Consider the following 13426-nt stretch of genomic DNA (forward strand, 5'->3'; position numbering starts at 1 on the left):
TCAGGCCTTCCGGGTACGGCGGATTTCTTCGCGGACATTATGGCCAAGCGCGTCGGCGACGAGCGCGGCCTGTTCGGTCTGGTGGCGCTTCATCAGGCCCGTGGCGGGCGATGCGGCGGCGGCGCGGCCCGCATAGCGCGGACGCTGCGGCTTCACCCCGGCATCGACCAGGCACTGCTCGATGAACGGTTCGACGAAGAACCAGTAACCGTTGTTCTTCGGCTCTTCCTGCGCCCAGATCACTTCCTCGACATTGACCATGCGCTTGAGGCGCGCGGTCAGCGGCTCGCCCGGGAAGGGATACAGCTGCTCGATGCGGACGATCGCGGTGTTCTTGTCGCCCGCCGCGTCGCGTGCCTCGATCAGGTCATAGGCGACCTTGCCGGTGCACAGGATCAGGCGCCGCACGTCGGCATCGGCCGGGGCGGAAGGATCGGACAGGATGCGCTTGAAATGGCTGTCGCCGAGGAACTCGTCGCTGGTCGACACCGCCAGCTTGTGGCGGAGCAGCGACTTCGGCGTCATCTGCACCAGCGGCTTGCGGAAATTGCGGTGCATCTGGCGGCGCAGCAGGTGGAAATAGTTCGCAGGCGTGGTGATGTTCACCACCTGCATATTGTCCTGTGCGCACAGCTGGAGGAAGCGTTCGGGACGCGCCGAGCTGTGCTCCGGCCCCTGGCCTTCATAGCCATGGGGCAGCAGCATCACGAGGCCGTTGGCACGCAGCCACTTGGACTCGCCCGATGCGATGAACTGGTCGATCATGATCTGGGCGCCGTTGACGAAATCGCCGAACTGCGCCTCCCACAGCACCAGTGCCTTGGGGTCGGCCGAGGCATAGCCATATTCGAAGCCGAGCACGCCATATTCGGACAGCGGGCTGTCGAGTACTTCGAAGCTGCCGTGCGGGATGGTCGAGAGCGGGATGTACCGCGCCTCGGTCTTCTGGTCGATCCAGACGGCGTGCCGCTGGCTGAACGTGCCGCGACCCGAATCCTGGCCCGACAGGCGCACCGAATAGCCTTCGGACAGCAGCGAGCCGAACGCCAGCGCCTCGCCCGTGGCCCAATCGAAATTGGCGCCGGACTTGAACATCTCGCGCTTGGCGTCGAGCACGCGCGCCAGCGTCTTGTGGATGTCATGCCCTTCGGGAACCGTGGTCAGCGTGCGGCCGAGGCTGTCGAACAGCTTCTTCTCGATGCCGGTATCCACGCTGCGGCGCGCGCTTTCGGGATCGGCAGGCGCGCCGAGGCCCGACCAGCGGCCCGCGAACCAGTCCGCCTTGTTGGGCAGATAGGTCTTGCCGGCCTCGAACTCGCCTTCGAGCAGCGTCGTGAACTGGTGCGTCTTTTCGTCCAGGAAAGCCTGGTCGACCACGCCCTCGGCCTTCAGCCGCGCGGCATAGACTTCGCTCACCGGCGGATGCTGCTTGATCTTGGCGTACATCAGCGGCTGGGTGAAGCTCGGTTCGTCGCCTTCGTTGTGGCCGAAGCGGCGATAGCACCACATGTCGATCACGACGTCGCGCTTGAATGCCTGGCGGAATTCGATCGCGACCTTGCACGCGAAGGTCACGGCTTCGGGATCGTCGCCGTTGACGTGCAGGATCGGCGCCTGGACACCCTTCGCCACGTCGCTCGGATAGGGCGACGAGCGCGCATATTGCGGGCTGGTGGTGAAGCCGATCTGGTTGTTGATGATGAAATGGATGCAGCCGCCGGTGTTGTACCCGCGAATGCCTGAGAAGCCGAGGCATTCCCACACGATGCCCTGGCCCGCGAATGCCGCGTCGCCATGGATCAGCACGGGCAGGACCTGGGTATGTTCGGCCAGATCGCTGCGCAGCGTCTGGAGCGCGCGGACCTTGCCCAGCACGACCGGATCGGCGGCTTCGAGGTGCGAGGGGTTGGCGGTCAGCGACATATGGACGCTGATTCCGTCGAACTCACGGTCGGTCGAGGTGCCGAGATGGTACTTCACGTCGCCCGAGCCGGCGACGTCGTCCGGGTTCGCCGAACCGCCGCCGAATTCGTGGAAGATCACGCGGAACGGCTTGGACATGACGTTGGCGAGCATGTTGAGCCGGCCGCGATGGGCCATGCCGTACACGATCTCGCGGATGCCCATCTGGCCGCCGTACTTGATGATCGATTCCATCGCCGGGATCATCGCTTCGCCGCCGTCGAGGCCGAAGCGCTTGGTGCCGACATATTTCTTGCCGAGGAATTTTTCCCACTGCTCGGCTTCGATGACCTTGGACAGGATCGCCTTCTTGCCGTCGGGCGTGAAGTTGATTTCCTTGTCCTTGCCCTCCATCCGGTCCTGGAGGAAGCGGCGCTCCTCCACGTCCGAGATGTGCATGTACTCAAGGCCGACATTGCCGCAGTAATTGGCCTGGAGGATCGCGACGATCTCCCGCACCGTCGCCTTTTCCAGCCCCAGCGTGCCGCCCAGATAGATCGGGCGATCGAGGTCGGCGGCGGAGAAGCCGTGATATTCGGGCGTCAGGTCGGCGGGCACGTCCTGCCGCGCAAGGCCCAGCGGGTCGAGATTTGCCGCAAGATGGCCGCGCACGCGATAGGTGCGGATCAGCAGCATCGCGCGGATCGAATCACCGGCCGCCTTGGCGATGTCCGCCTCGGACGCGGCCGGGGCTGCCGCCTTGGGAGCGGGGGCGCCGCCCTTGGCGGGCTTGGGCGCGGGCTCCATCTGCGTGGGATCGAGCGCGGCGGTGAGGGCATCGGTATCGAAGATCGGCCAGCGCGGATTGGCCCAGCTGGGCCCTTGCGCTGTGTTTTCCAATCCTTCGAACCACTGGCGCCAGCCCGGTTCGATCGAAGCCGGATCGGCCTTGTAACGGCGGTACAGTGTCTCGACGAAAGCCGGGCTTACGCCGCCCGCGATATCGTCGAAGTCGAGGCCCTCATAGCCCATGATCAATTCCTCACGCGTCACCCCGAGAAAGCCGGGGTCTCAAGCCGCAAGCACACGGCCCATGGCACGAGATCCCGGCTCGCGCCGGGATGACGGCCTAGTTGTTAACCCTTGAGCACTTCTGCAAGGGTCGAACCCAGTTCGGACGGGCTGGCAGCAACGCGGATGCCCGCTGCTTCCATCGCCGCGATCTTGTCTTCGGCGCCGCCCTGGCCGCCCGAGACGATCGCACCGGCATGGCCCATGCGACGGCCCGGAGGCGCCGTGCGGCCCGCGATGAAGCCGGCCATCGGCTTCTTGCGGCCACGCTTGGCCTCGTCGATCAGGAACTGCGCGGCTTCTTCTTCGGCCGAGCCGCCGATCTCGCCGATCATGATGATCGACTGGGTGGCTTCGTCCGCCAGGAAGAGTTCCAGCACGTCGATGAAGTTGGTGCCGTTGACCGGATCGCCGCCGATGCCGACTGCAGTGGTCTGGCCGAGGCCCGCGTTCGTGGTCTGGAACACCGCCTCATAGGTCAGCGTGCCCGAGCGCGACACGACGCCGACCGAACCCTTGGAGAAGATGCTGCCCGGCATGATGCCGATCTTGCACTCGCCGGGGGTCAGCACGCCGGGGCAGTTCGGGCCGATCAGGCGCGACTTCGAGCCCGACAGCGCGCGCTTCACCTTGACCATGTCGAGCACCGGAATGCCTTCGGTGATCGCGACGATCAGCGGCACTTCGGCGTCGATCGCTTCCAGGATCGAATCGGCTGCGAAGGGGGGCGGAACATAGATCACGGACGCATTGGCGCCGGTCTTGCTCACCGCTTCGGCGACGGTGTCGAAATTGGGCAGGCCCAGTTCGTCATGGATCGTGCCGCCCTTGCCCGGCGTCACGCCGCCGACCATCTGGGTGCCGTAATCCAGCGCCGCACGGGTGTGGAACGTGCCGGTCTTGCCGGTCATCCCCTGGGTGATGACCTTGGTGTTCTTGTCGACGAGAATGCTCATGGAGTGGTTCGCTCCTTCGTGGATGGGTCGGAGACGATGCTGAGCACCGTCCATCGATCGAGTTGCGCGGCGGTGATGACCGTTCCGCTGTGGCGATAGGATAAATAGCGCGTGTCGGGCCGCAGTGCGGGCACGGGAAGCGGCTTGGTATCGCCGATCGCGGCCTTGGCGGCAGCTTCGGCAATGTCCTGATGCTCGCCCTGCCAGATCACGCTGCAATATTCCGCCGCCCGGCCCGGCGCGCCGCTGGCCGGGAGCAGCAGGTACATGTCCTTGTCAGGCAAGGACACCAGCACCCGGTTGGGCACCTCAAGGTCGCCCGGCGCCGCCGGGGGGGTGGCGCGGGCACCGTCGATCGCCAGGCCATAGACGGTGCGCACCGGCGCGGGCAGCGCGCCATAGGCGATGTCGTCGAACTTGGTCCGCGACAGCCGCGCCTGCCCCGAAAGGCAGGCGGTGTTGAACAGCGTCACCGGATCGTCGAGCCCGTCCTGCGCATAGGCCACCCCGCCGCTGCACAGCAGCGACACGGGCAACACAGCGAGGCAGAGGGCCCGACGCATCGGATCAGTTCAGGCTCGAGTCGATCGCCTTGCAGGCGACGAGCAGTTCCTTGACCGCATCGACAGAGGTCTGGAAATTGGCCTTGGCCTCATCCTTCAGCTCGATCTCGACGATCTTCTCGACGCCGTCCTTGCCGATGACGATCGGCACGCCGACGTACAGGTCGTCCACGCCATACTGGCCGGTCAGGTGCGCGGCGCAGGGCAGCAGGCGCTTCTTGTCCTTCAGATAGCTCTCGGCCATCGCGATCGCGCTGGTGGCGGGGGCGTAGAAGGCCGAGCCGGTCTTGAGCAGGCCGACGATCTCGCCGCCGCCCGAACGGGTGCGCTGGACGATCGCGTCGATGCGCTCCTGAGTGGACCAGCCCATCTTGATGAGATCGGGGATCGGGATGCCGGCAACGGTCGAATATTCGACGACGGGGACCATGGTGTCGCCATGGCCGCCCAGCACGAAGGCCGTGACGTCCTCGACCGAGACCTGGAACTCTTCGGCCAGGAAGGTACGGAAGCGCGCCGAATCCAGCACGCCGGCCATGCCGACGACCTTGTGATGCGGGAGGCCCGAGAATTCGCGCAGCGCCCACACCATCGCGTCGAGCGGGTTGGTGATGCAGATGACGAAGGCGTCGGGTGCGTGGGCGGCAATGCCCTCGCCCACGGCCTTCATGACCTTCAGGTTGATGCCGAGCAGGTCGTCGCGGCTCATGCCGGGCTTGCGCGCGACACCGGCGGTGACGATGCAGACGTCGGCGCCGGCGATGTCCTCATAGCTGTTGGCGCCGCGCATCGTGGCGTCAAAGCCTTCGACCGGGCCAGACTGGGCGATATCGAGCGCCTTGCCCTGCGGCAGCCCCTCAGCGACGTCGAACAGGACGATGTCGCCCAGCTCCTTCATCGCGGCGAGATGCGCGAGCGTACCACCGATCATGCCAGAGCCGATCAGCGCGATCTTCTTGCGAGCCATGAATTCTCCTTGGGTCTGTACAAACCAACCGCGGGCGCGGTGTTCGGCGCCCTGAAAGCGGGGGCGGCTTAAACCCATAATAGACGTGCCACAACCCGTGATGGGAATCACGGGCCGATTATCTTTGCAAATGGTTCGCAGGAGCAATAAGGCGTGTGCGCCGCAGGAAGCCGTGGGTTATTGCGCGCCGTGGCCCTGGGCGAGATAGTCGTCGGACTGCATTTCCATCAGCCGCGACACTGTCCGGTCGAACTCGAAGCGTCCGTCGCCCGAGTCGTACAGGTGCTGCGGCTCGGCATCGGCAGCAGCGAGCAGCTTGACCCGATGTTCGTACAGCGCGTCGATCAGCGTCACGAAACGCGCCGCCTCGTTGCGGTTTTCAGGCCCCAGGCGCGGGATTCCGACAAGGATCACGGTATGGAATCGCCGCGCGATCGCCAGATAGTCGGGCGCGCCGCGCGCCTCGGCGCACAGCCGCTTGAACGAGAATACCGCCACGCCCTTCAGGCATTTGGGCACGTGCATCTCGCGCCCGCCCTGAATCGGCAGTTCGCACGCGGGCACATGCGCGCGGTCCTCGACCGGATAGTCGGTCAGGCGGAAGAATGCGGCGGACAGCGCAGCCGTCGCCTCGGGCCCGTTGGGGACGAGCCAGGTATCCATCCGGCCCAGCCGGTTGAGCCGGTAATCGACCGGGCCGTTGAGCGTCAGCACGTCCATCCGCGCGTGGATCAGCGCGATGAACGGCAGGAACAGCGCGCGGTTGAGCCCGTCCTTGTACAGATCATCGGGCGCGCGGTTCGACGTGGCGACCATGGTGAGCCCGTGGCGCATCATCTCGGTAAACAGCCGCGACAGAATCATCGCGTCGGGCGGGTTGTTGACCACCATTTCGTCGAACGCGAGCAGGCGCATGTCCTGCGCCAGCTCGGCGGCGACGACGACGATGGGGTCGGCGGTTTCCTTTTGCCGCTCGACATTGAGGCGCTGGTGCACCTCGATCATGAATTCGTGGAAATGCACCCGGCGCTTGGCGGTGATGGCGACGCTGTCGAAGAACAGGTCCATCAGCATCGATTTGCCGCGCCCGACGCCGCCCCACATATAGACGCCCTTTGGCGGCTCGGGCCGGCGGCCGGCGAGGCGGCACAGGATGCTGCCCCGTTTCGGCGTTTCTTCCAGTTCGCGGGCCAGGGCGGCGAGGCGAGTCGCGGCGGCCTGTTGCTCGGGATCGGGGCGAAGCTCGCCGCCCGCGACCAGCGCGGCATAACGTTCAAGAAGCTTGGTCATTGTTGCGAAGGCTTGCGCACGGTTCCCTGGAAGCTGGCGATGGTGGAGTCGCCCTGGACGATCAGGCCGCGCAGGAACAGCATCCGCCCGGTCTCGCGCACCAGCTCGACGCGCGCCTCGATCGCGTCGCCGATCGGCGCGCCCGCGACGAATTGCACCGACACGTCGATGGTGGAAGCGGGGCCGGCAGTGATGACGTCCAGCCCGCGCGCGCCGGCGAACAGCGCAATGTCGATAAAGCCCAGAAGGGCGCCGCCATGGACCTGGTCGCGCAGGTTCGAATGCTGGTGCCCCGGCACCATCCGGACGCGAGCAACATCGCCTTCACGCCGGACGAGGATGGGACCGAGAAAGCCGTTGAACCGCGTGGCTTCCCGCAATTCCCAGCGTTTCCAGCCGGGATGGCCCGGTTCGTCCTCGTACCGGAAGTGCGGGATGCCCGCGCCCTCGGTCAAAGCGCGCGCTCGGCTTCCATCTTCTTGATCTCCGCGATTGCCTTTGCCGGGTTCAGGCCCTTGGGGCAGACGTTCGCGCAGTTCATGATCGTGTGGCAGCGATACAGGCGGAACGGATCCTCGAGCGCATCGAGCCGCTCGCCGGTCATCTCGTCGCGCGAGTCGGCCAGCCAGCGATAGGCCTGGAGCAGGATCGCCGGGCCCAGGAACTTGTCGCTGTTCCACCAATAGCTCGGGCACGAGGTCGAGCAGCAGGCGCACAGGATGCACTCGTACAGGCCGTCCAGCTTGTCGCGCTGTTCGGGGGACTGGAGCCGCTCCTTGCCCGACGGCGTGGTCGACACGGTCTGCAGCCACGGCTTGATCGAGCTGTACTGCGCATAGAAATGGGTGAAGTCGGGGACGAGGTCCTTGATGACATCCATGTGCGGCAGCGGCGTGATGCGGATATCGCCCTTGATATCCTCGATCGCGGTCGTGCAGGCCAGCCCGTTGCGCCCGTCCATGTTCATCGAGCACGACCCGCAAATTCCCTCGCGGCACGAACGGCGGAAGGTGAGCGAGGCGTCCTGCTCGGACTTGATCTTGATCAGCGCGTCCAGGACCATCGGGCCGCATTCGTCCAGATCGACCTGGAACTGGTCGTAGCGCGGATTCTCGCCGCTATCGGGATCGTAGCGGTAGATCTTGAACGTCTTGACGCGCGTTGCCGTCGCGTCAGCCTTATGCTCCTTGCCCTTGGTGATACGGCTGTTCTTGGGCAGGCGGAATTCGGCCATTCCTGTAGATCCTTCTTGACCACACGGCTTTCGGTGCGTCGGCTATGCCTTTCGCAATCGCAGCGCAACCCCGTAGGCGCGCTTAGCCGCGATTTGGTGTATCAGATCACGTCCAGAACGAGGCCAAGGTCGCGCGCTTCCTCGGCCTCGATATACCAATTGGTGGGGGCGCGGCGCTGGACTTCCTCGAACGGTATCGTCGATCCGGCGACCAGATCGCGAAACCCTTCCTCTTCGATGCGGATCGAATGCTCGATTTCGTGGAGATTGGCCTTGAGGCTGGCGATCACCGACTTGAGCGGGCCCGACAGCGCGATGTCCTTGGTCAGGATGCGTTCGTGGACCATGATTCGCGTGCCGCGCGTGAGAAAACGCTTGTCGACCGGAAAGCTGGCCATGAACGTCGCGCCCGCCGAATAGACCGCGACCTTGCCCAGGAAAAGCATCTCGCGCCCGGTATAGTCGCGCAGCAGCCGCAGGTCGTCGCCCATCAGCCGGGCGACTTCGGGGTCGCCGCCCAGCGTCGAGATCGACACGACCAGCGTCCCCTCGGCAGGGGCTGCCGCCAGCTGGCGCCGGAAATCGGCATACATTTCGTGGTCCACGGTGCCGTGGAGCAGGACGTGCGGCATCGACAGCAGCGGATAGCGCGTGGCGCGGCTTTCGGACGAGGCGGTGGAGTCGGTCATGGCCTGCGCAACCCCTCGCCGGAGCGCTGGTTCCCTATGGCGCGCCCAGCGCGTCGGTCGCCGGTGCGCCGACGGGTGGGGTCGCAGTGGCGGGCATCCGCGCCTCCAGCGCGGCGAGGATAGGGGCCATGCCCGCGCCGATCGCCACCTGGGGATCGGAGGGCGTGAGCTTGCCGCTGAGTTCCCAGCCGCTGATCAGGTCGCGCGCCTCGACGATCGCCGCGTCCAGCGGCTGCGGCTTGCGCAGCGCGTGGTTGACCATCGCGTCGCCGAAAAAGGTCCAGTCATTCTCCGCCCGGCACCCGAACGACGTGCGGTCCGACGACGCCGCCGTGAGAATCGCGCTCGTGTCGTTCGACAGCGGCTGGATGAAGATGCCCGAATAGCAGGCGGACAGGAACAGCACCCGGTTGCGGATGCCCAGCCCGTCGAGCATGGCCGCCAGTCGCACGGGCGGGAGCATCCCATAGCCCTGGTCGCCATCGTGATAGGCGATGCCGATCTTTGCGCCATGGCTGGTGACGTACAGCACGAGCACGTCCTCCGTCCGGTCCATCACTTCCGCGACTCGCGCCAGCGCCAGTGCGAGCGACTCGAGGCTGCCATTGGGGAGCGCGTCGGTGGCACCGGGACCAGTGGGGCTGCCGAGCACCAGCGTGCGACCGACCGCGTCGTAGCGCCGGGCGAGCACCTTGCCCGCCTCGCGCGCCTCGCGGCCGAACACGGGATCGCTGTCGAGCGCGATCGACACGACATAGGCGTCGACCACGCCCTTGCGCTGGGGCAGCAGCGCAGCGAACGCGCGGGCCCGGCGGCGATGGTCCTCGAGCAGCCATTGCGGCGTGCGCCCTGTCTCCAGTTGGGGACCGGCGGCGATCGACTCGCGCATCTCTCCGGGTGTGTCGCCGGTGGTGAGGTTCGGCCAGTCCTTCGTATGCCGTATCTGCGCCGCAGCCGGCAGGGCCAGGAACGCGGCAGCGCACCAGCCGGCAAGGACAAAGGCGAAACGCATCGGCGATGGACCCCCGCTATGTTCTGGGCCCAGTTTCGCGGGTGCGGCGGGGGAGTCAAGCGGGCTCCCCTGTCTAGTGTCGCGTTGCGCTTTACGAAGCGCGCATATATGGTGCCCCGATGCGAATCGACGGCATCCGGCACAAGGCGTTGCGTCATTTCGTCGAAACCGGGCAGCCGCGGGGGCTGGACGCAAAGCTGGTCGAACGGTTGCGCAGAATGATCGCGTTCCTGGCGGCCATCGATGCGGCGGAGGAACTACACGTGCCGCCCAACTGGGGCGCTCATAGGCTGACCGGCGATCGGGCAGGGTTTTGGTCGCTGACGGTTACAAAGAACTGGCGGATGACATTCCGCGTGACCGAGGATGGCGGCATCGCCGAACTCGACCTGGAGGATTACCACTGATGGCCATCACCCTGTCTCCCGCCTTCGCCCTGCATCCCGGCGCATGGTTGCGCGCGGAAATCGTCGAGGCGCACGGACTGAGCGTAACCGAGGCGGCGCAGCATCTGGGCGTGACTCGGCAGGCGATGAGCGCATTATTGAATGCCCGCGCAGGGCTTTCCGCCGACATGGCGATCCGGTTTGAAAAGGCGTTTGGCGTAAAGGCCGACACGCTGCTGCGGATGCAGGTCGCGCACGAACTGGCGCAGGCACGCGCGCATGAGGACGAGATTCGCGTAGAGCGGTTCCGGGACGCGGCGTAACGCTACGCCGATACCTCGACGATAGCCGTGGGCCGCGCCCTACCCGGGATTACATGCACAACATCGGTCCGTAATTGTTCTGCGCAACGACGTCGCCTTATGATCGGCTTCCTCAATAGTTTCAAACGGGCCGTGCCAGGTACTATTTTTGCCACTTGGATTCGAGTGAATGCCACGCCCGTCGTTGCAATAGCTACACGTCGAATAATGAACGCGAGCCTTGTTTCTGGTCCAGTTGTCATAGACCCAAAAACAATGGCTCGCTTTCATCAATACACCCGCTTCTTCGGCTTGATGTACTCGATCTCGTCGGTCAGCGTGTAGTCGTGCACCGGGCGATAGTCGATCGCGGTGGTGCCGCCCTTGCCGCCCCAGCCGTCGAACGTCGTCACGGTGTGCTTCATCCAGTTCGCGTCGTCGCGGTTGGGGAAGTCCTCGTGCATATGGGCGCCGCGGCTTTCCTTGCGGTTCTCGGCGCTGCGGATCGTCACCACGGCCTGGCCGATCAGATTGTCGAGTTCGAGCGTCTCGACCAGGTCGGTGTTCCAGATCAGCGAGCGATCGGTGACGCGCACGTCCTGGAAACCGGCATAGATGCGGTCCATTTCGGTGACGCCTTCGCTCAGCAGCGCGCTGTCGCGGAACACGGCGCAGTGGCGCTGCATCGTCTTCTGCATTTCGGCGCGCAGCTGTGCGGTCGGCGTGCCGCCCGCTGCGTGGCGGAAGTGATCGAGGCGACCGAGCGCGAACTCTTCCGAACCCTTGGGCAGCGGCTTGTGCGCCGTGCCGGGCTTGATGATCTCCTTGAGGCGCAGGCCGGTGGCGCGGCCGAACACGACAAGGTCGATCAGCGAGTTCGAGCCGAGGCGGTTGGCGCCGTGCACCGACACGCAGGCCGCTTCGCCCACGGCGAACAGGCCGGGGATCACGGTATCCGGGTTGCCGTCCTTGTTGTGGACGACTTCGCCGTGATAGTTCGTGGGGATGCCGCCCATGTTGTAGTGCACGGTCGGGACCACAGGCAGCGGCTGGCGGGTCAGGTCGACGCCGGCGAAGATCTTGCCGGTCTCGGTGATGCCGGGCAGGCGCTCCGCCAGGATCTTCGGGTCGATATGGTTGAGGTGAAGGAAGATATGATCCTTCTCCTTGCCGACGCCGCGCCCTTCGCGGATTTCCATCGCCATCGAACGCGCGACGACGTCGCGGCTGGCAAGGTCCTTGGCCGAGGGAGCATAGCGCTCCATGAAGCGCTCACCCTCGGAATTGGTCAGGTAGCCGCCTTCGCCGCGCGCACCCTCGGTGATGAGCACGCCCGCGCCGTAGATGCCGGTCGGGTGGAACTGGACGAACTCCATGTCCTGGAGCGCGATGCCTGCGCGCAGGGCCATGCCGTTGCCGTCGCCGGTGCAGGTGTGCGCCGACGTCGCCGACTGGTACACACGCCCGCCGCCGCCGGTGGCGAGCACCACGGCATGGCTGCGGAAACGGTGGATCGAGCCGTCTTCCATGCACAGCGCGATCACGCCCCGGCACTCGCCATTTTCCATGATGAGGTCGAGCGCGAAATATTCGACATAGAAGTCGGCGTCGTACTTCAGGCTCTGCTGGTACAGCGCGTGGAGCATCGCGTGGCCGGTGCGGTCCGCCGCGGCGCAGGTGCGCTGCACGGGAGGGCCTTCGCCCATGTTCTGCATATGGCCGCCGAACGGGCGCTGATAGATGGTGCCATTGTCGTTGCGGCTGAACGGCACGCCGGCATGTTCCAGCTCGTACACCGCCTGCGGTGCCTCGCGGACCATATATTCGATCGCGTCCTGGTCGCCGAGCCAGTCGGAGCCCTTGACGGTGTCGAACATGTGCCACGACCAGTGATCGGGCGTGTTGTTGCCCAGGCTGGCGGCGATGCCGCCCTGTGCCGCCACGGTGTGGCTGCGGGTGGGGAACACCTTGGTGATGCACGCGGTGCGCAGGCCGGCTTCGGCGCAGCCCATCGTGGCGCGCAGGCCCGATCCGCCGGCGCCGACGACGACGGCATCATAGGTGTGATCGATGATCTTGTACGCGGTCGGCATCAGGCGACAGCTCCGGCAGTGAATGCCACCTTGAGGATCGAGAAGATCGCCAGCGTGGCCGCAGCGATGGTGAAATACTTCAGCAGGACCGTCAGCACGAGGCGCGATTCGCCATGCTGGTAATCCTCGATCACGACGGTCAGGCCGTGGTGGAAGTGATAGAAGACGCTGACGACCAGCAGGATCAGCGGTACCGCGACCAGCGGCTGCGCGATCCAGGCAGAGATCGTGGCATAGTCATAGGCCGGCAGCAGCGCGATCGAGGCGAGGAACCACAGCACCAGCACCAGATTCGATCCGGCGCTGATCTTGTGATGCCACCAGCCCTCGGCGCCGTGATGCGCCGAGCCGAGCCCGCGGACACGGCCGAGTTCGGTACCGTTACCCATTGCTCTTCTCCAGAAGGACGATCCAGAAGCCCACCGTGGCGAGCACCGAGAACACGATGGTCGCGATCGCCGTGCGCTTGTTGCCGCCCAGCTCGAAATTCGCGCCGACATCGAGGAACAGGTGCCGCACGCCCGACGCCATGTGCTGGAAGAAGGCGAAGCTGAGCCCGATTCCCAGGATATAGCCCGGAATGTTGAGCGCGCCGGACTTGAGCGTGAACAGGTCCACGAACGCGTCATAGGCAGGCGCGCCGGATGCAAGCGCACTCAGCCACCAGACGAACAGGACGGTTCCCACCGTTGCCATGCCGGAGCCGGTGGCGCGGTGAAGGATCGAGACCACCATCGAGGGGCCCCATTTCCAGATCGAGAGATGCGGCGACAGGGGTCGCGCAGGTTTGCGCACGTTTGCCAAGGGCGTTCCTTTCGGGTCGACGCGGCTTCCTTAGCCCTGCGGCGCAGGGATGCAAGTCGGATGCTTCACGCAGTCACGGTGTCTAACTTCGCCTTAACCACTTCGGTGCATAGCTGCGCAACAGGATCGGCCCGTTTTCTCCGGGCTGCACAGGGGG

14 protein-coding genes are annotated in these 13426 nt (G+C 65.4%); 2 read left to right on the forward strand and 12 right to left on the reverse strand.

The features are described from left to right. From ACG3SL_RS00650 to ACG3SL_RS00690, 9 genes are all read right to left on the reverse strand, one after another. Entirely contained in the window at window positions 1–2934 is a 2934-nt protein-coding gene (locus tag ACG3SL_RS00650; RefSeq protein ID WP_448663220.1) for a 2-oxoglutarate dehydrogenase E1 component, read from the reverse strand. Between the two features lie 104 nt (window positions 2935–3038). Then, window positions 3039–3929 carry a succinate--CoA ligase subunit alpha gene (gene sucD / locus ACG3SL_RS00655; protein ID WP_448663221.1) on the reverse strand — a complete coding sequence of 297 codons (891 nt, stop codon included), beginning with the start codon at window positions 3927–3929 and terminating at the stop codon, window positions 3039–3041. Further along, window positions 3926–4492 carry a hypothetical protein gene (locus ACG3SL_RS00660; protein ID WP_448663222.1) on the reverse strand — a complete coding sequence of 189 codons (567 nt, stop codon included), beginning with the start codon at window positions 4490–4492 and terminating at the stop codon, window positions 3926–3928. Before ACG3SL_RS00660 ends, sucD begins: the two co-directional genes overlap by 4 nt. 4 nt (window positions 4493–4496) lie before the next feature. Continuing rightward, window positions 4497–5459 carry a malate dehydrogenase gene (mdh, locus tag ACG3SL_RS00665; RefSeq protein ID WP_448663223.1) on the reverse strand — a complete coding sequence of 321 codons (963 nt, stop codon included), beginning with the start codon at window positions 5457–5459 and terminating at the stop codon, window positions 4497–4499. Window positions 5460–5636: 177 nt separating this feature from the next. Then, on the reverse strand, window positions 5637–6749 hold the full coding sequence (gene zapE / locus ACG3SL_RS00670) for a cell division protein ZapE (RefSeq protein WP_448663224.1): 1113 nt from the start codon (window positions 6747–6749) through the stop codon (window positions 5637–5639). Further along, window positions 6746–7204 carry a PaaI family thioesterase gene (locus tag ACG3SL_RS00675; RefSeq protein ID WP_448663225.1) on the reverse strand — a complete coding sequence of 153 codons (459 nt, stop codon included), beginning with the start codon at window positions 7202–7204 and terminating at the stop codon, window positions 6746–6748. Before ACG3SL_RS00675 ends, zapE begins: the two co-directional genes overlap by 4 nt. After that, on the reverse strand, window positions 7201–7983 hold the full coding sequence (locus tag ACG3SL_RS00680; protein ID WP_448663226.1) for a succinate dehydrogenase iron-sulfur subunit: 783 nt from the start codon (window positions 7981–7983) through the stop codon (window positions 7201–7203). Before ACG3SL_RS00680 ends, ACG3SL_RS00675 begins: the two co-directional genes overlap by 4 nt. A 101-nt stretch (window positions 7984–8084) precedes the next feature. Next, window positions 8085–8672 carry an ATP-dependent Clp protease proteolytic subunit gene (locus tag ACG3SL_RS00685; protein WP_448663227.1) on the reverse strand — a complete coding sequence of 196 codons (588 nt, stop codon included), beginning with the start codon at window positions 8670–8672 and terminating at the stop codon, window positions 8085–8087. Between the two features lie 34 nt (window positions 8673–8706). Next, window positions 8707–9684 (reverse strand): C13 family peptidase, encoded by a 978-nt coding sequence (locus tag ACG3SL_RS00690; RefSeq protein WP_448663228.1) that lies wholly within the window; start codon window positions 9682–9684, stop codon window positions 8707–8709. A gap of 119 nt (window positions 9685–9803) precedes the next feature. Here ACG3SL_RS00690 and ACG3SL_RS00695 point away from each other — a divergent pair, with 119 nt between their 5' ends. After that, on the forward strand, window positions 9804–10091 hold the full coding sequence (locus ACG3SL_RS00695; RefSeq protein ID WP_448663229.1) for a type II toxin-antitoxin system RelE/ParE family toxin: 288 nt from the start codon (window positions 9804–9806) through the stop codon (window positions 10089–10091). Beyond that, window positions 10091–10393, forward strand: a complete 303-nt coding sequence (locus tag ACG3SL_RS00700; protein WP_448663230.1) for a HigA family addiction module antitoxin — start codon at window positions 10091–10093, stop codon at window positions 10391–10393. Before ACG3SL_RS00695 ends, ACG3SL_RS00700 begins: the two co-directional genes overlap by 1 nt. Window positions 10394–10662: 269 nt before the next feature. Here ACG3SL_RS00700 and sdhA read toward each other — a convergent pair whose 3' ends face one another. The 3 genes from sdhA to sdhC are packed head-to-tail and all read right to left on the reverse strand — an operon-like array spanning window position 10663 to window position 13269. Continuing rightward, window positions 10663–12465, reverse strand: coding sequence for a succinate dehydrogenase flavoprotein subunit (gene sdhA / locus ACG3SL_RS00705; protein ID WP_448663231.1), 1803 nt, complete (start codon window positions 12463–12465; stop codon window positions 10663–10665). Continuing rightward, a complete protein-coding gene (gene sdhD, locus ACG3SL_RS00710; protein ID WP_448663232.1) occupies window positions 12465–12854 on the reverse strand; it encodes a succinate dehydrogenase, hydrophobic membrane anchor protein in 390 nt (129 codons plus the stop codon). Before sdhD ends, sdhA begins: the two co-directional genes overlap by 1 nt. After that, complete coding sequence (sdhC, locus tag ACG3SL_RS00715) at window positions 12847–13269, reverse strand: succinate dehydrogenase, cytochrome b556 subunit (RefSeq protein ID WP_448663233.1); 423 nt, start codon at window positions 13267–13269, stop codon at window positions 12847–12849. The genes sdhD and sdhC overlap by 8 nt, the downstream gene beginning before the upstream one ends. Between the last annotated feature and the right edge of the window lie 157 nt (window positions 13270–13426).

The sequence above is a fragment of the Sphingomonas degradans genome, assembly GCF_053502645.1.